The following is a 24,865-nucleotide window of genomic DNA, read 5'->3' on the forward strand; positions in this document are numbered from 1 at the left end:
CTCACGCTTTGGGCTAGCCTCGCCTTCCCCCTGCCGGTTGGTCCCATGCGCCGAATAATCCCCCTCCTCGTCCTGCTCCTCGCCGCCTGCGCCCAATCGGGCGACGGGCGGCAGGTCGTCGCCTCCAACAGCCGCGCCGCGACCGATGTCACCGGCCAGGCCCCGCCGGTCACGGTGACGGCGCCGATCGACCCGAGCGACCCCTATGAGGCGACCAACCGCCGCGTCCTCGACTTCAACTTCGCCGTGGACGACGCGGCCATCCGTCCCGCCGCGGTCTTCTACCGCAATTCGGTCGGCAACTGGACCCGCACGCGCATCCGCAACGTGCTGAGCAACCTGAACGAACCAGCCGTCGCCGCCAACAGCCTGCTGCAGGGGCGGCCGCTGGAATCGGCGCAGACCGTGCTGCGCTTCGTCTTCAACAGCACGGCCGGGCTCGGCGGGATGTTCGACCTTGCCCAATTCGGCGGGCCGCCGCGGCTGGAGCGGGATTTCGGCCAGACCCTCTACACCTGGGGCCTGCCCGACGGACCCTACCTGATGGTGCCGATCCTTGGCCCCTCCAACCCGCGGGAGCTGACGGGCTCCGTCGTCAACGGCTTCATGAACCCGCTCAGCTACGTCATCCCGCTCGGCGCCAATCTCGGCCGCGGCGCGGTGGAGGGGCTCGACGCCCGCGAGCGGAACATCGAGACGCTGGACGAGATCCGCAACGGCTCACTCGACTCCTATGCCCGGCTGCGCAGCCTCTGGCAGCAGCACCGCAATGCCGAGCTCGGCCGCACCAGCACCGACTCGATCGAGGTACTGGACGACCCGGGCGCCAACTAGGCCTGCCGGATCAGGTCTGCGGCCTTCTCGGCGACGCTCAGCACCGTCGCGTTAATGTTGCAGACCGGGATGTCCGGGAAGACCGAGGCATCCACCACCCGCAGCCCCTCGATGCCCCGCAGCCGCAGATGCGGGTCGAGCGGCGCCGCCGGGTCGGCGCCCATCCGCACCGTGCCGCAGGGGTGGTAGACGGTGCCGCCGGTGGCGCGGGCGAAGTCGAGCAGGTCCGCATCGCTCTCCGCCGCCCGCCCCGGCCGCGATTCCCCCTCGACGATGCTGGCCAGCGGCGCCGCCGCCATCCAGCGCCGCGCCAGCCGGATGCCACGCAGCACGCAGGCCCGGTCACTCTCCGTCGCCAGGTAGCGCGGGGCGATGCGCGGCGCCGCTTCCGGGTCGGGCGAGGCGAGGCTGACGCCGCCGCGGCTCTCCGGCCGGCACTGCCAGACGCCGATGGTCATCCCCGGCGCCGCCTCGGGCGTGCCGATGGCCAACCCCGGCCAGCGCCCCTCGCCGGGCACCTCCGCCCAGGAGAGTGGCCCGCCATTGATCTGGATGTCGGGCGCCTCCAGCCCCGGCGCCGTGCGCGCGAAGAGCGAGAACATCCCCGGCGACCAGGTCAGCACACCGGTGCCGCGCAAGGCCCAGCGCATCGCCTCGAGCGGCAGCCGCCAGCCCACGATGCGCCGGTTGGCCGACCAGCGATGCGCCGCCAGCCGGTAGCCGAGACGGACGATGTAGTGGTCCTGCAAATTGGTCCCGACCCCCGGCATGTCCCGCAGCACCGGGATGCCGAGGCCGTGCAGCGCCTCCCCCGGCCCGATCCCCGACAGCATCAGGAGCTGCGGCGAGCCGATGGCCCCGGCGGCAAGGATCACCTCCCGCCGCGCCTGCACCACCTGCTCCGCCCCACCGCGGCGGATGGCGACGCCCGCCGCCCGCCCCTCTGCGACGACGACCCGCAGCGCCAGCGCCTCGTCGATCACCTGGAGGTTCGGCCGCCCCAGCGCCGGATGGAGGTAGGCCCGCGCCGCGGAGATGCGCCGCCGCCCGTGCCGCGTCTGCTGGAACTCGGAGAAGCCCTCGCGCACCGGCCCGTTCATGTCGGGCTGCACCGGCAGGCCGATGGCTCGCGCCGCCTCGGCCAGGTGGTCGAGCAGGGGAGGGCGGTCGGCCAGCGGCTCGAGGGGCTGCGGGCCCTCGGTCCCGCGCCCCTCGCCCCCGCCGGCATAGGCCTCGTGCCGCTGGAAATAGGGCAGCAGGTCATCCCACCCCCAGCCGGTGCAGCCCTTCTGCGCCCAGAGGTCGTAGTCGGAGGGATGCCCCCGCACATGCCCGAGCCCGTTGATCGAGGAAGAACCGCCCCAGACCCGCCCGCGCGGATAGTCGAGGGCGCGGCTGCCAGTGCCCGGGTCGGGCTCCGTCCGGTAGCCCCAGGTCAGGCGCGGATGGCCGAGGATGCGCGCATAGCCCGCCGGGATGTGGATATAGGGGTGCCGGTCCCGCCCGCCCGCCTCGATCAGCGCGACGCTCGCCCGTCCGCCCTCGGAGAGCCGCGCCGCCAGCACGCAGCCCGCGCTGCCGCCGCCGACGATGACGTAGTCGAAGGGGCCCGTCATTCGGTCAGCTCCGGCCCGGTCTGCAGCCCCGTCGGCGGCTCCACCCCCCGCGCCACGGCGAGCACCAGCCGCCGCATCCAGGCATGCCCGGCATCCGCCTCGAAGCGGCGATGGAAGAGCAGCGACAGCCGCGTATGCCGCGGCGCGACGGGCGGGTCCCGCAGCACCAGCCCATGCGTTTCCGCGAGACGGACGGCGAGGCGCGAGGAGAGCGTCATGATCATCTCCGTCCGCAGCAGGATCTCCGGCACGGCGGACAGATGCGCGACCACGGCGCCGAGCCGCCGCGTATGGCCGGTCTCCGCCAGCATGTCGTCGATCGCCCCGCTGCGCGAGCCGTTCGGCGAATGCAGCAGGTGCGGCACGCTGGTGAAGCGCTCCACCGTCAGTTCTCCCTCGGCCAGCGGATGGTCCGCGCGCATCAGCGTGCAGAACCCCTCCGGCAGCAGCCGCAGCCGCGTGTAGAGGGCCGGCGGCTCCGGCAGCACGCCAACGGCCATGATGGCGGCGTCGCCCTCCAGCAGCGCCTCCCAATTCGTCCGGTCTGCATGGCTGATGGCGAGCAGCGCATGCGGCGCCTCCTCCGCCATGCGGGCGAGCAGCGGCGGCGCCAGCACGGCCTCGGCATATTCGCTGAAGGCGAGGGTGAAGACGCGCTCCGTCGTCGCCGGGTCGAAGGGCGCCTGGGCGGAGATCGCCTCGCTGATCCGGTCCAGCGCATCGGCGACCGGCCCGGCGAGGCTGAGGGCGAGCGCCGTCGGCTCCACCCCGCCCGGCCGGCGGAGGAAGAGCTCGTCCCCCAGTGCATGGCGGAGCCGCGCCAGCGCATTGGAGACCGCCGGCTGGGAGAGGTTCAGCCGCTCCGCCGCCCGGGTGACGTGGCGTTCCCGCGCGACCGCGTCGAAGACCCGCAGCAGGTTGAGGTCAAGGCTGCCGAGACCGGCCATGGACGCCCCATGTCATTCATCGGCGTGATGATGGACGTTCCGGACCTGCGTTGGAAGCATCGGCCTGCGCAGGGCACCTTCGGCCCATCGCAATCTCCAGAAGGAGACCCGCCATGCCCGAGACCCAGGCCACCACCCCCTATGCCGCCGCCCTGCTGCGCGTCTCGCAGGGGATCATGCTCCTCGCCCATGGCGCCGTGCTGAAGCTCGGCACCTTCGGCCTGGCCGGGACGATGGGCTATTTCGGCAGCATCGGCTATCCGCCCGTGCTCGGCGCCATCGTCACCTTCGCCGAGATCCTGGGCGGCCTCGCCCTCATCGCCGGCTTCGCCACCCGCTGGGTGAGCCTGGCCCTCATCCCGATCCTGCTCGGCGCCACCCTCCAGCATGCCGGCAATGGCTGGCTGTTCAACGTGACGGGCGGCGGCTGGGAGTATCCCGCCTTCTGGACGGTGACGCTGCTGGTGCAGGCCGGGCTCGGCGCCGGCGCTTGGGCGCTGGACGGCCTGCGCCCCGTGGCGAAGCGGGCGGCGCTCGCCGCCTGAGTTGCGCGCGGCGCGGGCCCGCGCTTACCTCCCCCCAACAGAACGGGGGAGGAGGGGGCCGTGCCCGCCCGCAGCATCCGCATCGGCGCCGGGGCCGGCTTCTCCGGCGACCGCATCGACCCGGCGGTCGAGCTCGCCGAGCACGGCCGCCTCGGCTACCTGGTCTTCGAATGCCTGGCCGAGCGCACCATCGCCCTCGCCCAGCTCGCCCGCCAGCGCGACCCGGAGGCGGGGTACGACAAGCTGCTGGCCGCCCGCATGCAGGCGGTGCTGCCTGCCTGCCGCCGCCAGGGCATCCGCATCATCACCAATATGGGCGCCGCCAACCCGCTCGCCGCCGCGCGCAAGGTGGCGGAGGTGGCGCGAGGCCTCGGCCTCGGCGGGCTGCGAATCGCCGCCCTGCTCGGCGACGACCTCGCCGAGGCGTTGCGCGGCACGGAGACGCCGCTGGAGGAGGGCGGCACCGTCGCCGGCCTCGGCAACCGGCTGGTCTCGGCCAATGCCTATCTCGGCGCCGGCCCGGTCGCCGAGGCGCTGGCCGGCGGCGCCGAGGTGGTGGTCACCGGCCGCGTCGCTGACCCGGCCATGTTCCTCGCCCCGATGATCCACGAATTCGGCTGGTCGATGGAGGACTGGACGCGGCTCGGCCGCGGCACGGTCGTCGGCCACCTGCTGGAATGCGCCGGGCAGGTGACGGGCGGCTACTTCGCCGACCCCGGCTTCAAGGACGTGCCCGACCTCGCCCGCCTCGGCTTCCCGCTCGCCGAGGTGACAGAGGAGGGCGACGCGCTCCTCACCAAGGTCCCCGGCAGCGGCGGCCGCGTGACGCCGGCCACCTGCAAGGAGCAGCTGCTCTACGAGGTGCATGACCCCGCGCGCTACCTGCAGCCTGACGTGGCCGCCGACTTCACCGGCGTGCGACTCGAGGCCGCCGGCGAGGATGCCGTCCGCATCACGGGCGGGGAGGGACGCGCGCGCACGGGGATGCTGAAGGTCTCCGTCGGCTGCCATGAGGGCTGGTTCGGCGAGGGGCAGATCTCCTATGCCGGGCCGGGCGCCCTCGCGCGCGGCGAGCTCGCCCGCGCGATCGTCAGCGAACGCCTGCAGCGCATCGGCCTGGAGGCGGAGGAGCTGCGCCTCGACCTCATCGGCCTCGACGCCATCCTCGGCCCCGGCCCGACGCCGCAGGAGCCGCGCGAGGTGCGCCTCCGCGTCATCGGCCGCTGTGCCAGCGCCGTGGCGGCGGAGCGGATCGGGCATGAGGTGGACAGCCTCTACCTCAACGGCCCGGCCAGCGGCGGGGGGGTGACGACCGCGGTGCGCGAGGTCATCGGCATGCGTTCCTGCCTGGTGCCCGCTGCCATGGCCCGCCCCGCGCTCCATTGGCTGGAGGCCTGACCATGCTGCTCCGCGACCTCGCCCATGCCCGGGCCGGCGACAAGGGCGACACCTCCTCCATCGGCGTCATCGCCTATCGCGCCGAGGACTACGCCCGCCTCGAGCGCCTGCTGACGCCCGAGCGGGTGCGTGCGCATTTCGCCGGCACCGTCCGCGGCGAGGTGCGGCGCTACGCCCTGCCCGGGATCGGCGCGCTGAATTTCGTGCTGGAGGGCGCGCTCGGCGGCGGCGTCACCCGCTCCCTCGCCCTCGATGCGCATGGCAAGTGCCTGGCCTCGGCCATGCTGGAGATCGATCTGCCGGAGGAAGCCTAGACGCCGAGACGGTCCGCACAGCCCGCCAGGAACCCGCCCAGCGCCCGGTGGAAGTCCGGCTCCTCCAGCAGGAAGGCGTCATGCCCCTTGTCGGAGGCGATCTCGACGAAGCTGACATTCGCCGCCGCCGCATTCAGCGCCCGCACGATCGCTCGGCTCTCCGTGGTCGGGAACAGCCAGTCCGAGGAGAAGGAGGCGACGAAGAACCGCGTCCGCGTTCCCTTGAAGGCGGCCGGGAGGTCCCCGCCATGCTCCGCCGCCAGGTCGAAATAGTCCATCGCCCGGGTGATGGTCAGGTAGCTGTTGGCATCGAACCGGCGGACGAAGGTGCTGCCCTGGTGCCTGAGGTAGCTCTCCACCTCGAACACGTCCTCGAGGAAGGTGAGCGCCGAGGCCCCGCGCAGCCGGCGCCCGAATTTCCGCGTCAGCGCCTGCTCCGAGAGATAGGTGATGTGCGCCACCATCCGCGCGACCGAGAGGCCCTTGGCCGGCACCCGCCCATCCTCCCAGTAGCGCCCGCCGCGCCAGTCCGGGTCGGCATGGATCGAGGTGCGCCCGACCTCGTGGAAGGCGATGTTCTGCGCGCTGTGATAGGCGGCTGCCGCGATCGGCGCCGCCGCATAGATGGCATCGGGGAAGGTCGCCGCCCATTCCAGCACCTGCATCCCGCCCATCGATCCGCCGACCACGCCCAGCAGCCGCTCGATGCCCAGATGGTCCGTCAACTTCTTCTGCGCGCGCACCATGTCGCGGATGGTGACGTTGGGAAAATCCGTGCCCCAGGGCCGCCCCATCGGCCGCCCCTCGGCATCCGTCATCTCCTCGCGCGGCCCGGTTGAGCCCATGCAGCCGCCCAGCACATTGGTGCAGATGATGAAGTAGCGGTCGGTATCCAGCGGCCGCCCCGGCCCGACGATGGTCTGCCACCAGCCCGGCTTGCCGGTCAGCGGCTGCGGCTCGGCCAGGTACTGGTCGCCGGTGAGCGCGTGGCAGACGAGGATGGCGTTGCTCCGCGCCGCATTCAGCCGCCCATAGGTCCGGTAGGCGACGGCGAGTGGCGCGATCGCCATGCCGCAATCCAGCGCCAGCCCCTCGGGGAAGAGGGCGCGCTGATGGTCGACCTGCGGGAAGGGGGCGACATGGGCTGACATGGCAAGGCGAGGAATAGGCCCCTGCTGCCAGCTCTTCAACGGTTCGCCTTGAGGAACGCCTTGGCGCGGCGCCCGCCCGCGTCTAAAGCTGCGCGGCACAGACGCCCGGACCATGACCCCCGACACCGCCCTCGACCCCGCCGCGCCCAACCCGCTCGCCGCCGCCCGGGCGGAGATCGATGCGCTGGACGATGCGCTGCACGACCTGGTGATGCGCCGGGCCGATGTCGTGGCCCGCCTCGCCGCCAGCCGCGCCAAGGCCGGCAGCCCGAGCCCGCTCCGCCCCGGGCGGGAGGCGACGATCCTCCGCCGCCTGCTGGCCCGCCACCAGGGCGCCCTGCCGGCCCATGCCCTGGTGCGGCTGTGGCGGGAGCTCCTCGCCGCCTCCTCCGCCCAGCAGGGCGGCTTCAGCGTCGTCGTCTATGCCCGCAGCCGGGACCATGCCCGGCTGGCGCGGCAGCATTTCGGCGGGCTGACCCCGCTGCGGACCGTCCCCACCGCCTCCCGCGCCCTGGCCGCCGTCGCCGCCGGCGAGGCGCAGGTCGCCGTCCTCCCCCTGCCGGAGGAGGCCGAGCCGCCCGAGGATGCCTGGTGGGTGAGCCTCGACAGCCCGCGCCTCCAGGTGGTCGCCCGGCTGCCCTTCTACGCCGCCGGGACGGAGGGCCTGCCCGAGGCGCTGGCCGTCGCCCCCGGCGCGCCGGACCCGAGCGGCGCCGACCGCTCCCTGCTGCGGATCGAGACAACGGAGGATCGCAGCCGCGCCCAGCTCGCCGGCGCGTTGGCGGCGGCCGGCCTCGCCCCCCGCATGATGCAGCTCCGCCGCGACGGCGGCGTGCTGCGCGCCCTGATCGAGGTCGACGGCGTGCTGGAGGCGGGCGACCCCCGCCTGGCCGCCCTGCCCGTCGACCGTGCCCTGCCGCTGGGCTTCTACGCGGTGCCCGAGAGAGGAGACATCGGCTGATGCCCGCCCTGCTGCCCCGCCCCTCCATCCTCTCCATCGAGCCCTATGTCGGCGGCGAGTCGAAGATCCCGGGCGTCAACCGCATCATCAAGCTCTCCTCCAACGAGGGCGCCTTCGGCGTGCCGCCCGGCGCCCAGGCCGCCTATGCGAAGCTCGCGGCGGAGCTGCACCGCTACCCGGACGGCGGCAGCACCGCCCTCCGCCAGGCGATCGCGCAGCGCTACGGCCTGGATGCGGAGCGGATCGTCTGCGGCAACGGCTCCGACGAGCTGATTGGCCACATCATCATGGCCTATGGCGGCGAGGGCACCGAACTGGTGATGAGCGCCCATGGCTTCGTCATGTATGACATCGCCGGCCGCTATGCCGGCTGCCGCATCATCAAGGTGCCGGAGCGGAACCTGACGGCGGATGTCGATGCGCTGCTCGCGGCCGTCGGGCCGCGCACCCGGCTGATGTTCCTCGCCAACCCGAACAACCCGACCGGCTCCATCCTGCCGCAGTCCGAGGTCGAGCGGCTCCGCGCCGGCCTCCGCGAGGACGTGCTGCTGGTCCTCGACAGCGCCTACGCCGAATACGTCACCCGCCCCGACTACGACCCGGGCGTGGCGCTGGTCGAGGCCGGCACCAACACCATCATGACGCGGACCTTCAGCAAGGTCTTCGGCCTGGGCGGCGTCCGCCTCGGCTGGACCTACGCGCCGCCGCACATCACCGACGTGCTGAACCGCGTCCGCGGGCCCTTCAACGTCAACGCCCCCGCCATGGCCGCCGGCATCGCGGCGCTGGCCGAGCCGGGCTGGGTCGAGAAGTCCGTCGCCCACAACAGCGAATGGCGGGCGAAGCTCTCGGATGGGCTGTGGGCCGCCGGCATCACCGTCCACCCGAGCGAGGGGAACTTCATCCTCGCCGATTTCGGCACGGCCGAGCGCGCCAAGGGGGCGGATGCGGCGCTGAAGGCGCGCGGCCTCATCGTCCGCGCCATGGGCAGCTACAGCCTGCCGCACTGCCTGCGGATCACCATCGGCACGGCGGAGGAATGCGGGATGGTCTTGGACGCGCTGACGGGCTTCATGCACGGCACCGCATGAGCGAGCCCCTGTTCCGGCGCCTCTGCCTCATCGGCGCCGGCCTCATCGGCAGCTCCATCGCCCGGCTGGCGCGGGAGCGGGGCGACATCGCCGGGACGGTCGTCGCCCATACCCGCAAGCCGGAGACGCTGGCCCGCATCCGCGAGCTTGGCTTCGCCGATGCGGTGGAGGAGGATGCGGCACGCGCCGTCGAGGGCGCCGACTGCGTCATCCTCTGCGTGCCCGTCGGCGCCTATGAGGGCGTGATGGCGCAGATCGCGCCGCATCTTGCGCCCGGCTGCATCCTCACCGATGTCGGCAGCACCAAGGGCAGCGTGATCCGCGACCTCGCGCCGCTGCTGCCGCGGGGCGTCCACCTCGTCCCCGCCCATCCAATGGCGGGCACCGAGCATTCCGGCCCCGATGCCGGCTTCGCCAGCCTCTTCGAGGGCCGCTACGTCATCCTGACGCCGGTGCCGGGCGGCGACCGCGCCGCGCAGGCGCGGGTGGCGGAGTTCTGGCGCCGCGCCGGCTCCACCGTCGAGAGCATGGATGCGGCGACGCATGACAAGGTCGTCGCCATCGTCTCCCACCTGCCGCACCTGATCGCCTTCACCATCTGCGGCACGGCCGACGACCTGGCCGAGGAGACGCGCGAGGCGGTGCTGAAATTCGCCGCCTCCGGCTTCCGCGACTTCACCCGCATCGCGGCGAGCGACATCGACATGTGGCGCGACATCTTCCTCAACAACCGCGACGCGCTGCTCGAGATGTTGGCCCGCTTCACCGAGGACAGCCACGCCCTGGCGCGGGCCGTGCGCTGGGGCGAGGCGGACTTCATCGAGGACCGCATCCGCCGGGGCCGGCGCATCCGGCGGGGGCTGATCGAGCGGAAGCAGGCATAGCGCGGGGCATCGCCGCGCCCTATCTTCCCGCCATGGACGGGCTCTACGACCGCGACATCCTGCTCTGGTCCGAGCAGCAGGCCGAGCTGCTCCGCCGCCTCGCCGCCGGCGAGCGGGTGAACGACGCCGTCGACTGGACCAACCTGATCGACGAGGTCGAGAGCGTGGGGCGGAGCGAGTTGCACGCGGCCGAGAGCCTGATCGAGGGGGCGCTGCGCCATCTCCTGCTGGCCCATGCCTCGCCCCAACCGGAGCCGGTGCAGCACTGGCTGATCGAGGCCCTGGCAGCCCTGCAGAACGCCCGGAAGCATTTCACCCCCGGCATGGCGCAGCGGATCGACCTGCAGGGCGTCTGGCGCGATGCCTGCCGCATCGCCGAGCGCAAGCTCCAGGCGATGGGCGGCCCGGCCCGGCCCCTGCCGCCCGCCTGCCCCTATGACCTCGCCGAGCTCCTCGCCCCCGAGGCCGATATCGACGCGCTGCTGGCCCGCCTCACAGCGCCTTCATCGCCGTCCTGAGCAGCACGGCGACGGCGCCGACCGCCATCACCCCCGCCGCCCAGAGCCCGAGGAACCACAGCCAGCGGCTAATGGTAGCCCTCGCCATGCTTCACCTTCCCGCGGAACAGCCAGTACACGTAGCCGGTATAGGCCAGGATGATCGGGATTAGCACCGCCGCCCCGACCAGCAGGAAGAGCTGCGACTCGCGCGGCGCCGCCGCATCCCAGATCGTCAGCTCCGGCGGCACGATCATCGGCCACATGGAGATGCCGAGCCCGGTATAGGCCAGGAAGAACAGCCCGAGCGCGCAAAGGAAGGGCAACCCGTCCCGCCAGGGTTGGCCATCCGTCTCGCCGAGCGCCTTGAACATCCGCCAGCCGAGGAAGACCACCAGCACCGGCACCGGCAGCGCCGCGAGGATCGCCGGGAAGGCGAACCACCGTGCCCGGAAGTCCGGCTGGAGGAAGGGCATGATCGCGCTCACCAGCGCGATGGCGATAAGCGTCAGCACCCCGAGCCGCCGCGCCAGCACGCGCGCCTGGTCCTGCAGCTCGCCCTCCGTCTTCCAGACCAGCCAGCAGGCGCCGAGCAGCCCGTAGCCCACCACCAGCGCCGCGGCGGTGAGGCAGGAGAAGGGCGTCAGCCAGTCCCACCAGCCGCCGGCATAGGCCCGCTCCTCCACCTCGATCCCCTGGACGAAGGCGCCGAGCGCGATCCCTTGGCAGAGCGTCGCTGCATAGCTCCCCCAGGAGAAGGCCCGGTCCCAGGCGAGAAGCTGCCCCTTGGTCGCCGCGCGGAAGCGCATCTCGAAGGAGACGCCGCGGAAGATCAGCGCTAGCAGCATCAGGATAATGGGCATGTAGAGCGCCGGCATGATCGTGGCGTAGGCGAGCGGGAAGACGGCGAAGAGCCCCGCACCCCCCATCACCAGCCAGGTCTCGTTCCCGTCCCAGACCGGCGCGATGGTGTTGACCGAGACGTCGCGGTCCTCCTGCCCCTTGATCCAGGGGAAGAGGATGCCGACGCCGAGATCGAAGCCATCCATGCAGACATAGAGGAAGACGGAGATGGCGATCAGGAAGGCCCAGATCGTCGCAATGGTTTCGGCACTCATTCCGCCGGCTCCGGCTGCGGCTGCGGCGTGGGCGCCCGCTGCGCGGAGGGCGCCGGGGTGATGCCGGCGGTGCGGATCGGCTGGTCGTCGCGCGGCCCCTCCTCCTGCGGCAGCGGCGGCTTGCCCACGAGGCGGAACAGGTACCACATGCCCGCCCCGAAGACGCAGAAGTAGACGATGACGAAGGCTGCCAGCGAGGCCGCGACGGCCGGCGCGGCGATCGGGCTCACGCTCTCCGCCGTGCGCATCAGCCCGTAGACGGTGAAGGGCTGCCGCCCGACCTCCGTGGTGATCCAGCCGAAGGTCACGGCGACGAGGCCGGAGGGCCCCATCGCCACCGCCCATTTGTGGAACCAGCGCGTGTCATACAGCCGCCCCCGCCACCGCAGCCAGAGCGAGGCAGCCCCGAGCGCGATCATCAGGCAGCCGATGCCCACCATGATGCGGAAGGCCCAAAAGACGAGCGGCACGTTGTCCGGCCGCTGGTCGGGCGGGAAGTCCTTCAGCCCGCGGATCTCACCATCCAGGCTGTGCTTCAGGATCAGGCTGCCGAGATAGGGGATCTCGATCTTCAGCCGCGTCTCCTCCCGCTCCATGTCCGGGATGCCGAAGAGGATGAGCGGCGCGCCGCGCTGCGTCTCCCAGTGTCCCTCCATCGCCGCGACCTTCTGCGGCTGGTGCTCCAGCGCCACCAGCCCCTGCATGTCGCCGAAGACGGCCTGCATGGGCGCGACGGTCGCCGCCATCCACATCGCCATCGAGAACATGATGCGCGCCCGCTCGTTGGCCCGGTCGCGCAGGATGTGGAAGGCGCCGACCGCGCCGACGATCATCGCCGTCGTGAGGTAGGCGCCGGTGATGGTGTGCAGGTAGCGGAAGGGGAAGGAGGGGTTGAAGACGATCGCCCACCAATCCGCCGGCAGGAAGCGCCCGTCCGGCCCGACCGTGTAGCCCGCCGGCGTGTGCATCCAGGAATTGGCCGAGAGGATCCAGAAGCCCGAGATCAGCGTGCCGATGGCGACCAGGCAGGTCGCCGCGAAATGCAGCCGCTTGCCGACGCGCCCGAGCCCGAACAGCATCACCCCGAGGAAGCCCGCCTCGAGGAAGAAGGCCGTCAGCACCTCATAGCCCATCAACGGCCCGAGGATCGCCCCGGTGCGGTCGGCGAAGACCGACCAGTTGGTCCCGAATTGGTAGGACAGCACGATGCCGGAGACGACGCCCATGGCGAAGTTCACGGCGAAGACCTTCAGCCAGTAGCGGAACAGGTCGAGATAGGCCGCCCGCCCGGTCCAAAGCCACAGCCCCTCGAGCACCGCGAGGTAGCTGGCCAGGCCGATGGTGAAAGCTGGGAATAGGAAGTGAAACGTGACGGTGAAGGCGAACTGGATGCGCGCCAGCAGCAGCGCGTCCGGCAAGGCGTCCCACAGCATCAGCCAGGTCCTTCTCCGGTCCCCGACCTAGGGAAGTCCCGGCCAAGGAAACCGTTGCAGCGTCATGCTGCGCTGCCACATTACATAACGTTCATGCGGCCAGTTTCAAGCCGGACTCCCGGTCGACCTGCACTTCCATCACCCCGATGACCTGCCCAAGGTTGCCGGCGACGAGATGCACCATCTCCTCCGGCATCGCCTCCAGCACCAGCTCGACGCGCATGTCGTCCCCCTCGCGCCGCGCCGTCATGGCATCGGCGGTGAGGTCACGCTTGGCGAGCGGCTGCAGCAGGCGCGGCAAGAGGCCCGGGCTGCTTTCGGCGAACACGGAGAAGCGGACGGAAACAGGCAGGGAGTCGCACATGATGAGGTCTTCCGGACTGGCGTGGGTGTGGGCGGGGACATCCCGGCGGCGCGGACGCGCCGTACCCACGGCGCGGCTCAGGCGGCCGGGCCGGTAATTCGCGCAGTGCGGAAGAAGCCGTAGGTCATCGCGGCGGAGCCTAGCCCATGCGGCACGGGCTTGGCCACCCCCTTCTCACGGCCAGGGCAGGGCCTCGACCCGCCCCAGCGCCATGCCGGCGATGCTGAGCCGCTGCCGCTCCAGCGTCACCGGCACCTCGATCCGCGGCGGCCCGCCCTCCGGCGGCACCCGGCCGAGCATGCCGAGCATGACCCGCGCCATGCCGAGGCCGCGCGGCACCACCACCCCGGCCGCGACCAGCGCGTCGAGCGCCGCCTCCGCCCCGGTGAGGCGCAGCGTGCCCGCCCCCATCGGCTGCAGCCCCTGGTCGAGGGAGAGGGTCGCCTGCAGCAGCGCCGTCGCCGGCCCCCAGGCGAGGTCGAGCTGCCGCAGCGCCAGCGTCCCGCCGCCATCCCGCCAGACGGTCGCCCGCGCCCGCGGCCCGCCCGGCGGCGGCACCGGTCCCGTCACCACCGCATCCAGCCCGGCCCGCTCCAGCCGCCGGCCGAGCCCCGTCACGTCGGCCGGCAGCTCCACCCCCTCGAGCGCGCCGCGCAGCGCCAGCGCCGCCTCGCCCTCGGCCGCCGCCTCCTGCGTCTCGAGGTCGATCCGCAGCCCGGCCAGGCCGATCGCGCCGACCCGCAGCCCGCCGCCCTCGATCACCGCCTCGCTCGGCAGCGCCCGTTGCTCGACCGGCAGGCGGGCGGCCAGCCGCTCCGCCGTCACCGGCCATTCGGTGACGCCGAGGCGAAGCCGGTGCTCCCCCGCCAGCTCCACCTCCAGCCGCTGCGGCCGCAGCATGGCGATGGCGAGGTCGATGGCCGGGCTCCGCCACTCCACCCCCGCCGAGGCCAGGCGGAGGTCGGGCACCCGCAGCCGCACGGCGAGCGGCCAGCCGCCCCGGACCGGCGCGCCATGCTCCACCACCCAGCCCTCGGCCCGCCGCGCCGCCTCCCACCCGCCGAGCGCGGCCTCCATCTGCCCCGCCATCCAGCGCCAGAGCAGGACCTGCCCCAGGCCGAGCAGGAGCAGCAGCACGAGCCCCCCGAGGAGCAGGCGGCCCAACGGAGAGGGCTTAGGGGAGCTTGGCTTGGCTGGCATGATGCCGGGCGCTATACCGCGCCCCCACGCGGCACGCGAATGCCGAGCGCCGGACCCGCATGCCCGAACCCCTCCCAAATCCCCTCTACGTCTTCGCCTATGGCTCGCTGATCTGGCGCCCCGGCTTCGCCTACGAGGCGCGGCACCCGGCCCTGCTGCGCGGCTTCCACCGCCGCTTCTGCCTCACCAGCCGCTACTACCGCGGCACGGCCGAGCAGCCCGGCCTGGTCCTCGGCCTCGACCGCGGCGGCGCCTGCCGCGGCGTCGCCTTCACCGTCACGGCGGAGGCGGCGGAGGCGACGCTCGCCTATCTCGACGCCCGGGAGAACGTCGCCGGCGAGATGGTCTATGCCCGCCGCCTGCTCCCCGTCCGCCTGCTCGACAGCGGCCACATCGTCCAGGCCGTGACCTATGTCGCGGACCGCCGCCACGCCGCCTATTGCCGCCCGGCGCCGGAGGCGGCCGCCGCCGCCATCGCCCGCGGCATGGGCCGGGCGGGGGCCAACCGGGACTACCTGCTGAACACCCTGTCCCATTTGCGTGAGCTTGGGATCCGTGACGCTGCGCTCGATCGCATCGCCGTCCTGCTGCCCCCGGCGGAGGCCTGGGAACAAAGCATCCACACTCCTCCCAACCCCTTCAATTTGCCCACGAATCAATGAGGCGGCGCCGTCCCCGGCCGGGGGACGGCTTGTGGCTATCCCGCGGAATATCAGCCTATTTCAAAGACTTACCCTGTGCAAGGTGTGGTGGATGACTGGCTTTGCACATGCCTGGTCCGTGGAAAAACCGCGTTGGGGCAGCGGCTTGCGCTGCAATCCTGGCCTCACGGCGCAGCGGTCGGCAGCAACTCATCCACGGCTTTATCCACAGGGCCGGGCGCCATCAGCCGGTCCGTCTCCCGCTCGATGGCCGCCTCCAGCTCCCGCATCAGCACCGGCCGCGGCAGGCCCGCCGGCAGCGGCGGCAGCACGGAAATCGAGATCACCCCCGGCCGCTTGAGGAAGGCCCGCCGCCCCCACAGCATCCCGCTGTCGGTAGCGACGGGGATCACCGGCAGCCCCGTCGCCGAGGCCAGGGCCGCGATCCCCGGCTGGTAGGGGCTGTGCTCGCCCGGCGCCACCCGCGTCCCCTCCGGGAAGATGACGAGCTGCCGCCCTGCTGCCATCGCCGCCTTGCCATCCTTCAGCAGCTGGCGCATCGCCGCGCCGCCGCCCTCGCGGTCCACCGGGATCATCCCCGCCTTGGCGACGAGGAAGCCGTAGAAGGGAATGCGAAGCAATTCCTGTTTCAGCACGTAGCAGCAGCGCGGCACCAGCAGCAGCCAGATGATGGTGTCGAGCGCCGACTGGTGCTTCGCCGCGATCAGCGCCGCCCCCTGCTGCGGCAGGTGCTCCCGCCCCGTCACCTGCAGGCGGATGCCGCAGATCAGCCGCAGCTCCTGCACCACCAGCCAGGCCCAGAAGCGGATCACCGGCATCGTCCAGCGGCTCGGCGCCAGCAGCACCGGCGTCGCCAGCACCGCGACGGCCGCCGTGCCGGTGAAGAATGCGAGGTTGAACAGGACGGAGCGAAGCCAGGTCATCGAGGGGGATCCAGGGGAAGGCCGAGCCAGTAGGGCAGACCGGCCCAGGCGGCGAGCAATTTCAGGTACTCGCCCGCCAGCAGCGACCAGGTCCTGGCCCGCCCGCCCGCCGCCGGGTCGCGCAGCCGGGCCGGGACGACCGGATGGGCCACCAGCTCCACCCCCGGCAGACGCCGCCGCAGCTCGAGCAGCGCCCGCGGCATGTGGTAGCCCGCCGTCACCACCCGAATCGAGCGGAGGCCCCTGGCCCGCGCCCAGTCGGCGATCTCCGCCGCATTGCCTCGCGTCGTCGTCGCCCGGGCGCCGAGGCTGACGCGCTCCTCCAGCGCCTCCGGCTCCAGCGCCGCCAGCCGCGCCAGGTCGGCGAGCGTCACCTGCGGGTGCACGCCGGAGACCAGCAGCTGCTCCGCCCGCCCCTCGCTCAGCAGGCGGAGCCCGGTCTCGACGCGCTCCGCCCCGCCGGTCAGCACGGCGATGCCATCCGTCGGCCGCGCCGGATCGGCTGGCCCCCGCGAGACCGCGAGGAGGAACCAGCCGAAGCCGAGCGCCAGCAGGGTGAAGCCCAGCACCGGCGCCAGCACCAGCCAGCGCCGCCGGCGGCGCCAGCCGCTCACGGCAGCCGCCGCAGCCAGCGCCGCACCGTCGCCTGCGCCGTCAGCCAGCCGAGCGCCGCGCCGAGCGGCGGCAGCAGGGCGAGCGCGCCCCAGGGCAGGCTCTCCCAGGGCAGGCTTCCCCAAGGCAGCCTCTCCCCAAGCGAGCTTCCCTCGGGCAGCCCGGCCGACGCCTGCCCGAGCAGTGGCCCCGCGAGGTCGGCGAAGCCCGCCAGCACCGGCGCCGCCAGCAGCGTCCCCAGCAGCGCCCCCGCCCCCACCAGCAGCCCCGCCCGCCCGGCGAAGCGCCCGGCGATGTCCGCATCCGTGGCACCCAGGTCGTGCAGCAGGGCGATCGCCGCCCGCCGCGCCGCGATCCCCGCCTGCACCGCAACCGCCACGACCGCCGCCGCGATCCCCGCCACCAGCGCCAGCGCGGCGAGCGCCACGGCCTGCAGGCTGCGCGCCAGCGCCACCAGCCGCGCCACCCAGACGCCATGCGACTCGACCGCCGCCCCCGGCACCGCCGCGGCGATCCGCCCGGCCAGCGCCTCGGTCGAGGCCGGCAGCGACGCCAGGCGCAGCTCGATCACCAGCGGCAGCGCGACCGCCGGCGCCTCGCCGAGCCAGGGCCGCAGCAGCGCCTGCATCTGCGCCTCGTCCATCGCTTTCGCCTCGGCGACCTCGGGCAGCGCCTCGAGCGCGGCGAGCGCCCGGGCCAGCCGCCCGCCCGCGGCGGCGCCCGCCGGCAGCTGCACCGTCACCGCCGCGGCCGCCCCCGCCTCCCATCGCGCCGTCAGCGCCGCCGCCCCCTCGGCGCCGGCCAGGGCGAGCGCCGCCAGCAGCGCCATCGCCGCCACCAGCGCCGGCAGCAGCCGGTCCGACAGCGCCCGCCGCAGCCCGAGGGGATCCCGCCCCCGGCTGCGCCGCAGCCTCGGCGCCCTAGCCATGCGCCACCAGCCGCCCCTCCTCCATGCGCAGCGCCGGCGCCGGATGCTCGGCGACCAGCCCCTCCGCATGCGTGGCGACGACCACCGTGGTGCCGAGGCGGTGCATCTCCCGCAGCAGGGCGAAGACCCGCCGCGCCTGCACGCCGTCGAGATTGCCTGTGGGCTCGTCGGCGACCAGCAGCGCCGGGCGCGTCACCACCGCGCGGGCCAGCGCCACCCGCTGCTGCTCGCCGCCTGAGAGCGTCGCCGGCAGCGCCCCTGCCTTGGCGTCGAGGCCGATCCAGCGCAGCATCTCGGCGACATCGGCGCGCAGCGCCGCCTCCGCCCGCCCGCCGATGCGCATCGGCAGCGCCACGTTGTCGAAGACGGTGAGGTGCGGCAGCAGCCGGAAGTCCTGGTAGACCACGCCGATGCGCCGCCGCAGCGCCGGCAGCCCCCCGCGCCGCAGCCGGGAGAGCGGCTGGCCCAGCACCGCCACCTCGCCCCGGCTCGGCCGCAGGGCGAGGTGCATCAGCCCGAGCAGCGAGGACTTCCCGGCCCCCGACGGCCCGAGCAGCCAGTGGAAGCTACCCTGCGGCAGGGTGAAGCTGACATCGCGCAGCACCTCCGGCGCCGGCCCGGACCCGTATCGCAGCCCGACATCATCGAAGCGCACCATGGGGGCGGACAATGCCGCCGGCGGGGCGGCGCGCCAAGGCCCGCGCGTGGCGCTTGCGGCGCGGGCGGGGGAGCCGCACATTACGGCCCCGATGCGCATCCTCTGCCCCCAGTGCCAGGCCGCCTATGAGGTGCCGGAGCGCCTGATCGCCGGCGGCCGGCTGCTGCGCTGCGTGAAGTGCCGGCACGAATGGCGGGAGGCCGCCGAAGCGCCGCCACCCCCCCCGCCCGAGCCGGAGCCGGAACCCGAGCGGCTGGGCGCCGTGCCGGTGCCGCCGCCGATCCCGGCCCAGCACCGCCCCCACCAGCCGATCGACCCGCCCGGCCCGGCCCAGCGCGGCCAGCTCGCCCTCGCGGCCGCCTGGATTGCCTCCGCCCTGGCGCTGGCCAGCTTCCTCGCCGCGATCCTCGCCTACCAGGCGCCGATCACCGCCGCCTGGCCCCCCGCCGCGCGCCTCTATGTCTTGCTGGGCAAGGCCTGACGCCTAGCGCAGCAGCGGCCCGACCAGCAGCAGCACGCCGAACCCCGCGACGGCTGTCGCCCCGACCCGCGGCACCACCCCGGCGATGCCGCGCCGCGCCGCCGCCTGCCCCAGCACCGCGCCGAGCCCGATCCATCCCACCGCCACCGAGGCCAGCAGCGCGACGAAGCCGAGCATGTAGGGCAGCACCGGCACCTTGCCGAAGGGCACGACCCCGAGCGCGAAGACGATCGCCTTCGGATTGAGCAGCGTGGTGACGAACAACTGCCCCGGCCGCACCAGACCCGCCCCGACGACCACCCCGCGGGCACCCCGCCGCCACAGCCGCCAGGCCAGCAGCAACAGATAGGCCCCGACCGCCGCCCGCAGCGTCGCCGCCAGCACCGGCTGCCCTGCCATCACCGGCCCCAGCACCAGGCCGAGCGTCAGGATGGCGATGCAGTACCCCGCCGCCTCCGCCGGGACGAGCGCGAGGGAGCGCCGGAGCCCCACCATCGCCCCCGAGGTGGCAAGCAGCGTATTGGTCGGCCCCGGCGTCGCCAGCACGGCGAAGACGGCCAGGATGAAGAGCAGCGGGTCGACCATGGGGCCTCGGGCAGGAATTGCCCGAGCCGCTTAGGCTGGCCAGCGCCCGGACTCAAGCATGTCCGATCGGGCCCAGGGCATCCTGGCTGGTCGCCGTCACCACGGTGGCGAAGAGGCGCAGCGCATCTGGCCCGCCGCGGTCGCTCAGCGCGCCCCGTTCCATCTCGAGCGCCAGCAGCCTGGCGTGTTCGGCCAACGTCTCCGTGGCGCGGCGCAGCGCCTCGCGGGAGAGGGCGAGCTGGAGGTCGTCCGTCAGCAAATTCCAGTCGGCGGGCGGCATAGGGTTTCCCGGTCCCTGTCGCCATTCTGGCGGGATGCATCATGAAGCCGCCACATGGCGGCCTCGGCATCCTGCCCGATCGCCGGTTAACGACCCTTTGCCACCGCGTTCACAGCAAGCGGAGCCGCGCCTCCCCCAGCCCCGCGAAGGCGGCGACGACCTCGGCCGGCCCCTCCAGCCAGATCGGCAGCGTCACCGAGCCGAGCCAGACCACCTGCCCCGCCCGCAGTCCGCCGAAGGCCCGCGCCGCCCCCGAGCCGGCGAGCCAGGCGAGGGCCTCCAGCGGATGGCCGAGCAGCTCCCGCCCATGCCCCTCCGCCACCACCTGCCCGCCGACATGGAAGACCCCGCGCACCGCCGCCAGGTCGATTCCCCGCCATCCCTCGGCCGGCGCCCCGACGACTCCGGAGGCATGGAAGACCTGGTCGGCGATCAGCGTCGGCGTGCCGAGCGCGGCCAGGTCGCCGTAGCGCCGCTCGACGATCTCGATGGCGGGGAACAGCTCCCCCACCGCCTCCGCCGCCTGCGCGCGGCTGCAGGGCCCGACGGGCAGGTCGCGCGCGAGCCGCACCCCGATCTCGCATTCGACGCCGGGGGCGACGAAATCGCCGAAGCGGAACGCCGTCCCGCTCGGGTTGACGCTCGCCGCGGTGACGAAGCCCGCCGCGGGCCCGGCGAGACCCAGATACTCCTGCATCTTCCGCGTCGTCGCGCCGATCTTGAAGCCGGCCGGGGGCAGGGCGCCCTGCGCCTCCGCCACCTCGCGCTGCACCGCATAGCCCTCGGCCTCGCTGGCCGGTGCCGCGGCGCCGAGCGGCGCCAGCACCCGCCGCGCCCGCCGGGCCTCGAGGATCGCCTCCGCCGCCGTGCCCATCGCCGTCCCTCCCGCTATTTCCGTCCCAGCTCGTAGAGCGCCACCGCCGCGGCGGCGGAGACGTTGAGGCTCTCCATCTCCGGCGCGATGGGCAGGCGGCAGAGCTCGTCGCAGCCCTCCCGCGTCAGCCGCCGCATGCCGTCGCCCTCGGCGCCGAGCACCAGCGCCACCCGCCGCCCGCCGAGGCCGGACTGCGCCAGCGTCACCGGCGCCTCGCCCGCCAGCCCGACCACCCAGAGCCCCGCCTTCTTCAGCTCCTCGAGGGCGCGCGCCAGGTTCACCACCCGCACCACCGGCACGATCTCGAGCGCGCCCGAGGCCGCCCGCGCCAGCGCCCCCGTCTCCGGCGGCGCATGCCGGTCCTGCATCACCAGCGCCGAGGCGCCGAAGGCCGCCGCCGAGCGCAGGATGGCGCCGATATTCCGCGGATCCGTCACCTGGTCGAGCACCAGCACCGGCCCCGACCCGTGCTCCACCGCCCGGTCGAGCGTCAGGTTCGGCAGCGGCTCCACCAGCAGCGCCGCGCCCTGATGCACCGCATCCTCGGGGAGGAAGGTGGCGAAGCGCCCGCGCTCCGCCCGCTCCGGCGCCACCCGCCAGCGGCCGTCGAGCCGCGCCGCCAGCGCCGCCTCCGCCTCCTCCGTCGCCAGGAGGCGCTTCAGCCGCCGCGCCGGGTTGGCGAGCGCCGCCGCCACCGCATGCAGGCCGTAAAGCCATAGCCCGCCGGCCCCGCCGCGCGCCTCCGGCTGGGGCGGGCGGCGAGGGGCGGGCGGGGTCTGGCTCGATCGGCGCATGGGCTCATTTGGCCCCTGCCCGAGTTGCTGTCCATGCCCCTGCGACATACCCTCCGCCGCAGGAACGAGGACGCCGCGCATGAGGACGATCACTCCCGCCACGCTCAAATCCTGGATCGGCGACGGGCAGGAGCTCGCCATCCTGGATGCGCGGGAGGATGGCGAGTTCGGTCGCTCCCACCTGTTCTGGGCCAATCCCTGCGGCCTCTCCCGCGCCGAGCTGCGGGCGCGGGCCATCCTGCCGCGCCTCGGCACCCGCATCGCCTGCGTCGATGGCGGGCCAGGGGAAGGACAATCGGGGCTCGCGGATCGCCTCGCCACCTATCTCGAGGGCATCGGCTGCACCGACGTCTCCGTCATGGAAGGCGGCACCCCGGCCTGGGCGGCGGCCGGCTACGTCCTCTTCTCCGGCGTCAACGTGCCCTCCAAGGCCTTCGGCGAATGGGTGGAGCATCACTACCATACCCCCTCCATCGACCCGGCCGAGCTGCAGGCAATGCGCGCCTCGGGCGAGCGCATGGTCATCCTCGACAGCCGCCCGATGGACGAGTTCCGCCGCATGTCCATCCCCGGCGCCATCGACGTGCCGGGCGGCGAGCTGGTCTACCGCATCGGCGACATCGCCCCCGACCCGCAGACGACCATCGTCGTCAACTGCGCCGGCCGCACCCGCAGCATCATGGGCGCCGAGAGCCTGCGCAGCGCCGGCCTGCCCAACAAGGTCGTGGCGCTGCGCAACGGCACCATGGGCTGGGAGCTGGCCGGCTTCGCCTGCGAGACCGGCCGCACCGATAGCTACCGCCCCGGCACCCCGGACAGCCTGCCGACGGCGCTCGCCCGCGCCGCCGCCTTCGCAGAGCGGGCCGGGGTGAAGACGCTGCGCCGCGCCGACCTCGCCGGCCTGCTGAACGATCCCGGCCGCACCACCTACCTCCTCGATGTCCGCGACCCGGCGGAGTACGCCGCCGGCCACCTCGCCGGCAGCCGCAGCGCGCCCGGCGGCCAGCTCGTCCAGGCGATCGACCAGTGGGTCGCCGTCCGCGGCGCCCGCATCATCCTCGTCGACGATACCGGGGTGCGCGCCCGCATGGCCGGCGGCTGGCTCCGCCAGCTCGGCCAGTGGGAGGTCTTCGTGCTGGAGGACGGTCTCGCCGGCCCGCTCGAGACCGGCCCCTGGCGCCCCGCCTGCCCCGAGGCCGATGCCATCCGCCCCGCGACCGTCACCCCCGCCGAGCTTTCCGCCCTGCTCGCCGAGGGCGGCGCCCAGGTCGTCCAGCTCTCCCGCTCCATCGATTTCCGCGAGGCGCATATCCCCGGCGCCCTCTGGGGCGTCCGCACCCGCCTCGCGGCCCTTGCCCCGCGCCTCGGCGCCGACCGCCCGGTGGTGGTCGCGGCGCCGGAGGAGGCCATTGCCCACCTCGCCATCCCCGAATTGCAGGCGCTGGTCCCCGCCCCGGTGCGGCTGCTGGCCGGCGGCCTGGCCGCCTGGCGCGAGGCCGGCCTCCCCCTCTCCGCCAACCGCCGCACCCCGGAGGATGCCGACTGCATCGACACCTATCTCCGCCCCTATGACCGCAACGAGGGCGTCGAGGCGGCGATGCACGAATACCTCTCCTGGGAGATCGACCTGGTGAACGAGGTCGCCCGCGACGGCGACGCCCGCTTCGGCCAGATGTGAGCAGGCTCGCCCGCCTCGGCATCCGGGTGCTGGATGCCCTGCTGCCGCCCCACTGCCTCACCTGCGAGGCGGAGGAGGTCGGCGAGCAGGGCACGCTCTGCGCCGCCTGCTTCGGCGGCCTCGCCTTCCTCACCGAGCCGCTTTGCGCCTGCTGCGGCGTGCCCTTCGCCGATGCGGCGCAGGGCCCGCTCTGCCCGGCCTGCGCGGCGCGGCCGCCCGCCTTCGCCGCCGCCCGCGCCGCGCTGCGCTACGACGCCGGGGCCCAGCGCCTCGTCCTTCCCTTCAAATATGCCGACCGCACGGAGCTGGCCGGCCTGCTCGCCCGCCACATGGCCCGGGCCGGCGCGCCGCTCCTGGCCCGCGCCGACCTCATCGCCCCCGTGCCGCTGCATTGGCGCCGCCAGCTCGCCCGCCGGTACAACCAGGCCGGCCTGCTCGCCGCCTGGCTCGCCCGCCGCGCCGGCAAGCCCTATGCCCCCCGCCTGCTGCGCCGCATCCGCCGCACCGTCTCGCTCGGCGAGCTCGGCGCGGCCGAGCGCGAGGAAGCCCTGCAGGGCGCCTTCGCCCTCGGCCGCGGCGCCGCCCCGCGCCTGGCCGGCCGCCGCGTGCTGCTGGTGGATGACGTGCTGACCTCCGGCGCCACCGCCGAGGCCTGCGCCCGTGCCCTGCTGGACGGCGGCGCCGCCGCGGTCGAGGTCCTGGCTGCCGCCCGGGTGCCCGATCCCCGCCTCGCCGCGGTAACCGAGACTTAACCCGGATCGGCGAAGCTGCCCGCATCCCCCAGCATGGATGGATGCGGCAATATGCCCGAGCCTCCCGACCCCCTCGCCATCCCGCCCCTGCCGGCCGACCCCATCCTCAGCCGCCGCACGCCGTTGGCGCCGCCTGAGGCGCCCCTGGCCCCGTTCGGCCGCCTGGCGGATGAGGAGCATGAGCTCCGCCATTTCGCCCTGGCCCTCGCCCTGGTCTTCGCCCCGGCGGCGGTCCTGCTGAGCCTCGCCATGCTGCCCGGCCCTTGATCCGCGGGGCCCGGCTGCCAAGTTTCGGTTCATGTCCAAAGTCGAGATCTACACCACCCCCTTTTGCCCCTATTGCGAGCGCGCCAAGGCCCTGCTCGGCCGGAAGGGCGTGGCGTTCGAGGAGATCGACGCCCCCCACGGCTCCCAGGCGCGGAAGGACGCCATCGCCCGCTCCGGCGGCCGCACCACCGTCCCGCAGATCTTCATCGACGGGCAGGCGATCGGCGGGTCGGACGAGCTCACCGCCCTCGACCGCGCCGGCAGGCTGGACCCGCTGCTCGCCGCTTAAATTCCGCCGGCGCAAAGGTCTGGCACTCGAATTGCTCGACTGCCAGGCTATATTGCAAGCCGGGTGCGGCCCAAGCCTGGGCCCAGGGAAGAGCGGGGAATGATCCATTACGATCTGCGTTGCGGCGCAGGGCACGACTTCGACAGCTGGTTCAAGGACAGCGAGGCCTTCGCCGCCCAGTCCAAGGCCGGCTTCGTGGAATGCCCGGTCTGCGGCTCGAAGGATGTCAGCAAGCGGCTGATGGCCCCGGCCATCCCGAAGAAGGGCCGCAGCCGCGCGAAGGAGGCACCAGCCCCGCCCCCGGCCCCCGTCGTCACCGAGGCGCCCCCCGCCCCGCCGCCGCCCATGCCCGCGCAGATGGTCGCCTTCCTCCAGCGCGTCCGCTCCGAGATCGAGAAGCGCGCCGATTACGTCGGCCGCGACTTCGCCGAGGAGGCCCGTAAGATCCATCGCGGCGAGAGCGAGCGCAGCGCCATCTATGGCGAGGCGTCGGATGCCGATGCCGAGGCGCTGCGGGAGGAGGGCATCGAGGTCGCCCGCATTCCCTGGGTCCCGCTCGCCGATTAGCCCCAAGAGCAAACGCCGATCAGGTGGGATCACCTGATCGGAGGTATTGGCTCGATCAAACGATAAGCCGGAGCGGCTTCCGTGAGCCGGCGCAAACGGAAGCCGCTCTAGCAGCCTGTCGGATTTGGGCCTGCCGGTGGTTTGTTGGGTGGCGAGAGGGTC

At 73.4% G+C, this 24,865-nt stretch carries 31 protein-coding genes; 15 read left to right on the forward strand and 16 right to left on the reverse strand.

The features are described from left to right. Positions 1-45: 45 nt before the first annotated feature. Positions 46-834, forward strand: a complete 789-nt coding sequence (locus AC5JJ1_RS17545; protein WP_495786396.1) for an MlaA family lipoprotein — start codon at positions 46-48, stop codon at positions 832-834. On the opposite strand, the gene AC5JJ1_RS17550 is transcribed toward AC5JJ1_RS17545, so the two are convergent. Both AC5JJ1_RS17550 and AC5JJ1_RS17555 read right to left on the reverse strand, forming a co-directional pair. Beyond that, positions 831-2,450, reverse strand: a complete 1,620-nt coding sequence (locus AC5JJ1_RS17550) for a GMC family oxidoreductase (RefSeq protein WP_495786397.1) — start codon at positions 2,448-2,450, stop codon at positions 831-833. The two genes, AC5JJ1_RS17545 and AC5JJ1_RS17550, sit on opposite strands and share 4 nt — an antisense overlap. After that, entirely contained in the window at positions 2,447-3,397 is a 951-nt protein-coding gene (locus AC5JJ1_RS17555) for a LysR family transcriptional regulator (RefSeq protein WP_495786398.1), read from the reverse strand. The genes AC5JJ1_RS17550 and AC5JJ1_RS17555 overlap by 4 nt, the downstream gene beginning before the upstream one ends. Positions 3,398-3,510: 113 nt before the next feature. On the opposite strand from AC5JJ1_RS17555, the gene AC5JJ1_RS17560 reads away from it, so the two are divergent. Genes AC5JJ1_RS17560 through AC5JJ1_RS17570 form a run of 3 tightly spaced genes read left to right on the forward strand, consistent with a single transcriptional unit; the run spans position 3,511 to position 5,654 of the window. Next, positions 3,511-3,942, forward strand: coding sequence for a DoxX family protein (locus AC5JJ1_RS17560; RefSeq protein WP_495786399.1), 432 nt, complete (start codon positions 3,511-3,513; stop codon positions 3,940-3,942). 60 nt (positions 3,943-4,002) lie between these two features. Beyond that, positions 4,003-5,340 (forward strand): acyclic terpene utilization AtuA family protein, encoded by a 1,338-nt coding sequence (locus AC5JJ1_RS17565; RefSeq protein WP_495786400.1) that lies wholly within the window; start codon positions 4,003-4,005, stop codon positions 5,338-5,340. 2 nt (positions 5,341-5,342) lie between these two features. Then, positions 5,343-5,654, forward strand: coding sequence for an AtuA-related protein (locus AC5JJ1_RS17570; protein ID WP_495786401.1), 312 nt, complete (start codon positions 5,343-5,345; stop codon positions 5,652-5,654). On the opposite strand, the gene metX is transcribed toward AC5JJ1_RS17570, so the two are convergent. Further along, positions 5,651-6,805, reverse strand: coding sequence for a homoserine O-acetyltransferase MetX (metX, locus tag AC5JJ1_RS17575; RefSeq protein WP_495786402.1), 1,155 nt, complete (start codon positions 6,803-6,805; stop codon positions 5,651-5,653). The two genes, AC5JJ1_RS17570 and metX, sit on opposite strands and share 4 nt — an antisense overlap. A 112-nt stretch (positions 6,806-6,917) precedes the next feature. On the opposite strand from metX, the gene AC5JJ1_RS17580 reads away from it, so the two are divergent. Genes AC5JJ1_RS17580 through AC5JJ1_RS17595 form a run of 4 tightly spaced genes read left to right on the forward strand, consistent with a single transcriptional unit; the run spans position 6,918 to position 10,259 of the window. After that, complete coding sequence (locus AC5JJ1_RS17580) at positions 6,918-7,766, forward strand: chorismate mutase (RefSeq protein WP_495786403.1); 849 nt, start codon at positions 6,918-6,920, stop codon at positions 7,764-7,766. Further along, a complete protein-coding gene (hisC, locus tag AC5JJ1_RS17585; RefSeq protein WP_495786404.1) occupies positions 7,766-8,857 on the forward strand; it encodes a histidinol-phosphate transaminase in 1,092 nt (363 codons plus the stop codon). The genes AC5JJ1_RS17580 and hisC overlap by 1 nt, the downstream gene beginning before the upstream one ends. After that, a complete protein-coding gene (locus tag AC5JJ1_RS17590; RefSeq protein WP_495786405.1) occupies positions 8,854-9,741 on the forward strand; it encodes a prephenate/arogenate dehydrogenase family protein in 888 nt (295 codons plus the stop codon). The genes hisC and AC5JJ1_RS17590 overlap by 4 nt, the downstream gene beginning before the upstream one ends. 32 nt (positions 9,742-9,773) lie before the next feature. After that, the gene (locus tag AC5JJ1_RS17595; RefSeq protein ID WP_495786406.1) at positions 9,774-10,259 is read left to right on the forward strand and encodes a DUF29 domain-containing protein; all 486 of its coding nucleotides are present in this window, start codon (positions 9,774-9,776) and stop codon (positions 10,257-10,259) included. Here AC5JJ1_RS17595 and AC5JJ1_RS17600 read toward each other — a convergent pair. The 5 genes from AC5JJ1_RS17600 to AC5JJ1_RS17620 form a co-directional block, all read right to left on the reverse strand. After that, on the reverse strand, positions 10,234-10,347 hold the full coding sequence (locus tag AC5JJ1_RS17600; RefSeq protein WP_495786407.1) for a DUF2474 family protein: 114 nt from the start codon (positions 10,345-10,347) through the stop codon (positions 10,234-10,236). The genes AC5JJ1_RS17595 and AC5JJ1_RS17600 overlap by 26 nt on opposite strands. After that, entirely contained in the window at positions 10,328-11,356 is a 1,029-nt protein-coding gene (gene cydB / locus AC5JJ1_RS17605) for a cytochrome d ubiquinol oxidase subunit II (protein ID WP_495786408.1), read from the reverse strand. Before cydB ends, AC5JJ1_RS17600 begins: the two co-directional genes overlap by 20 nt. Continuing rightward, positions 11,353-12,789: a cytochrome ubiquinol oxidase subunit I gene (locus AC5JJ1_RS17610; RefSeq protein ID WP_495786409.1), complete on the reverse strand. Its 1,437-nt coding sequence runs from the start codon at positions 12,787-12,789 to the stop codon at positions 11,353-11,355. Before AC5JJ1_RS17610 ends, cydB begins: the two co-directional genes overlap by 4 nt. Positions 12,790-12,880: 91 nt before the next feature. After that, positions 12,881-13,222, reverse strand: coding sequence for an ACT-like domain-containing protein (locus tag AC5JJ1_RS17615; RefSeq protein ID WP_495786410.1), 342 nt, complete (start codon positions 13,220-13,222; stop codon positions 12,881-12,883). 105 nt (positions 13,223-13,327) lie between these two features. Beyond that, complete coding sequence (locus AC5JJ1_RS17620) at positions 13,328-14,317, reverse strand: DUF2125 domain-containing protein (protein ID WP_495786411.1); 990 nt, start codon at positions 14,315-14,317, stop codon at positions 13,328-13,330. Between the two features lie 95 nt (positions 14,318-14,412). Between AC5JJ1_RS17620 and AC5JJ1_RS17625 the strand changes: the two genes are divergently transcribed. After that, positions 14,413-15,015 carry a gamma-glutamylcyclotransferase gene (locus AC5JJ1_RS17625; protein ID WP_495786412.1) on the forward strand — a complete coding sequence of 201 codons (603 nt, stop codon included), beginning with the start codon at positions 14,413-14,415 and terminating at the stop codon, positions 15,013-15,015. Positions 15,016-15,179: 164 nt separating this feature from the next. On the opposite strand, the gene AC5JJ1_RS17630 is transcribed toward AC5JJ1_RS17625, so the two are convergent. From AC5JJ1_RS17630 to AC5JJ1_RS17645, 4 genes are read right to left on the reverse strand one after another with little or no spacing between them, the layout of a single operon-like run. Next, on the reverse strand, positions 15,180-15,938 hold the full coding sequence (locus AC5JJ1_RS17630) for a lysophospholipid acyltransferase family protein (RefSeq protein ID WP_495786413.1): 759 nt from the start codon (positions 15,936-15,938) through the stop codon (positions 15,180-15,182). Beyond that, on the reverse strand, positions 15,935-16,552 hold the full coding sequence (locus AC5JJ1_RS17635; RefSeq protein ID WP_495786414.1) for a YdcF family protein: 618 nt from the start codon (positions 16,550-16,552) through the stop codon (positions 15,935-15,937). The genes AC5JJ1_RS17630 and AC5JJ1_RS17635 overlap by 4 nt, the downstream gene beginning before the upstream one ends. Continuing rightward, positions 16,549-17,478: an FtsX-like permease family protein gene (locus AC5JJ1_RS17640; protein ID WP_495786415.1), complete on the reverse strand. Its 930-nt coding sequence runs from the start codon at positions 17,476-17,478 to the stop codon at positions 16,549-16,551. Before AC5JJ1_RS17640 ends, AC5JJ1_RS17635 begins: the two co-directional genes overlap by 4 nt. Further along, on the reverse strand, positions 17,471-18,136 hold the full coding sequence (locus AC5JJ1_RS17645) for a cell division ATP-binding protein FtsE (protein WP_495786416.1): 666 nt from the start codon (positions 18,134-18,136) through the stop codon (positions 17,471-17,473). The genes AC5JJ1_RS17640 and AC5JJ1_RS17645 overlap by 8 nt, the downstream gene beginning before the upstream one ends. On the opposite strand from AC5JJ1_RS17645, the gene AC5JJ1_RS17650 reads away from it, so the two are divergent. Further along, a complete protein-coding gene (locus AC5JJ1_RS17650; protein WP_495786417.1) occupies positions 18,135-18,617 on the forward strand; it encodes a zinc-ribbon domain-containing protein in 483 nt (160 codons plus the stop codon). The genes AC5JJ1_RS17645 and AC5JJ1_RS17650 overlap by 2 nt on opposite strands. Before the next feature lie 3 nt (positions 18,618-18,620). Here AC5JJ1_RS17650 and AC5JJ1_RS17655 read toward each other — a convergent pair whose 3' ends face one another. The 4 genes from AC5JJ1_RS17655 to rlmB all read right to left on the reverse strand — a co-directional run bounded on the left by AC5JJ1_RS17655 (position 18,621) and on the right by rlmB (position 21,150). Continuing rightward, positions 18,621-19,202 carry a LysE family translocator gene (locus AC5JJ1_RS17655; protein WP_495786418.1) on the reverse strand — a complete coding sequence of 194 codons (582 nt, stop codon included), beginning with the start codon at positions 19,200-19,202 and terminating at the stop codon, positions 18,621-18,623. Positions 19,203-19,254: 52 nt separating this feature from the next. After that, a complete protein-coding gene (locus tag AC5JJ1_RS17660; RefSeq protein WP_495786419.1) occupies positions 19,255-19,482 on the reverse strand; it encodes a hypothetical protein in 228 nt (75 codons plus the stop codon). Between the two features lie 109 nt (positions 19,483-19,591). After that, complete coding sequence (locus AC5JJ1_RS17665) at positions 19,592-20,356, reverse strand: 2-keto-4-pentenoate hydratase (protein WP_495786420.1); 765 nt, start codon at positions 20,354-20,356, stop codon at positions 19,592-19,594. Between the two features lie 14 nt (positions 20,357-20,370). Next, entirely contained in the window at positions 20,371-21,150 is a 780-nt protein-coding gene (gene rlmB, locus AC5JJ1_RS17670; RefSeq protein ID WP_495786421.1) for a 23S rRNA (guanosine(2251)-2'-O)-methyltransferase RlmB, read from the reverse strand. A 79-nt stretch (positions 21,151-21,229) separates the two neighbouring features. Between rlmB and AC5JJ1_RS17675 the strand changes: the two genes are divergently transcribed. The 5 genes from AC5JJ1_RS17675 (at position 21,230) to AC5JJ1_RS17695 (ending at position 24,703) form a co-directional block, all read left to right on the forward strand. Then, positions 21,230-22,828: a rhodanese-like domain-containing protein gene (locus AC5JJ1_RS17675; RefSeq protein WP_495786422.1), complete on the forward strand. Its 1,599-nt coding sequence runs from the start codon at positions 21,230-21,232 to the stop codon at positions 22,826-22,828. After that, the gene (locus AC5JJ1_RS17680; protein WP_495786423.1) at positions 22,825-23,580 is read left to right on the forward strand and encodes a ComF family protein; all 756 of its coding nucleotides are present in this window, start codon (positions 22,825-22,827) and stop codon (positions 23,578-23,580) included. Before AC5JJ1_RS17675 ends, AC5JJ1_RS17680 begins: the two co-directional genes overlap by 4 nt. Positions 23,581-23,631: 51 nt before the next feature. Beyond that, complete coding sequence (locus AC5JJ1_RS17685; protein ID WP_495786424.1) at positions 23,632-23,847, forward strand: hypothetical protein; 216 nt, start codon at positions 23,632-23,634, stop codon at positions 23,845-23,847. A 31-nt stretch (positions 23,848-23,878) separates the two neighbouring features. Further along, positions 23,879-24,136 carry a glutaredoxin 3 gene (gene grxC / locus AC5JJ1_RS17690; RefSeq protein ID WP_495786425.1) on the forward strand — a complete coding sequence of 86 codons (258 nt, stop codon included), beginning with the start codon at positions 23,879-23,881 and terminating at the stop codon, positions 24,134-24,136. Between the two features lie 99 nt (positions 24,137-24,235). Then, entirely contained in the window at positions 24,236-24,703 is a 468-nt protein-coding gene (locus tag AC5JJ1_RS17695) for a DUF1178 family protein (RefSeq protein WP_495786426.1), read from the forward strand. The last annotated feature ends 162 nt before the right edge of the window (positions 24,704-24,865 follow it).

Source organism: Belnapia sp. (assembly GCF_059504005.1).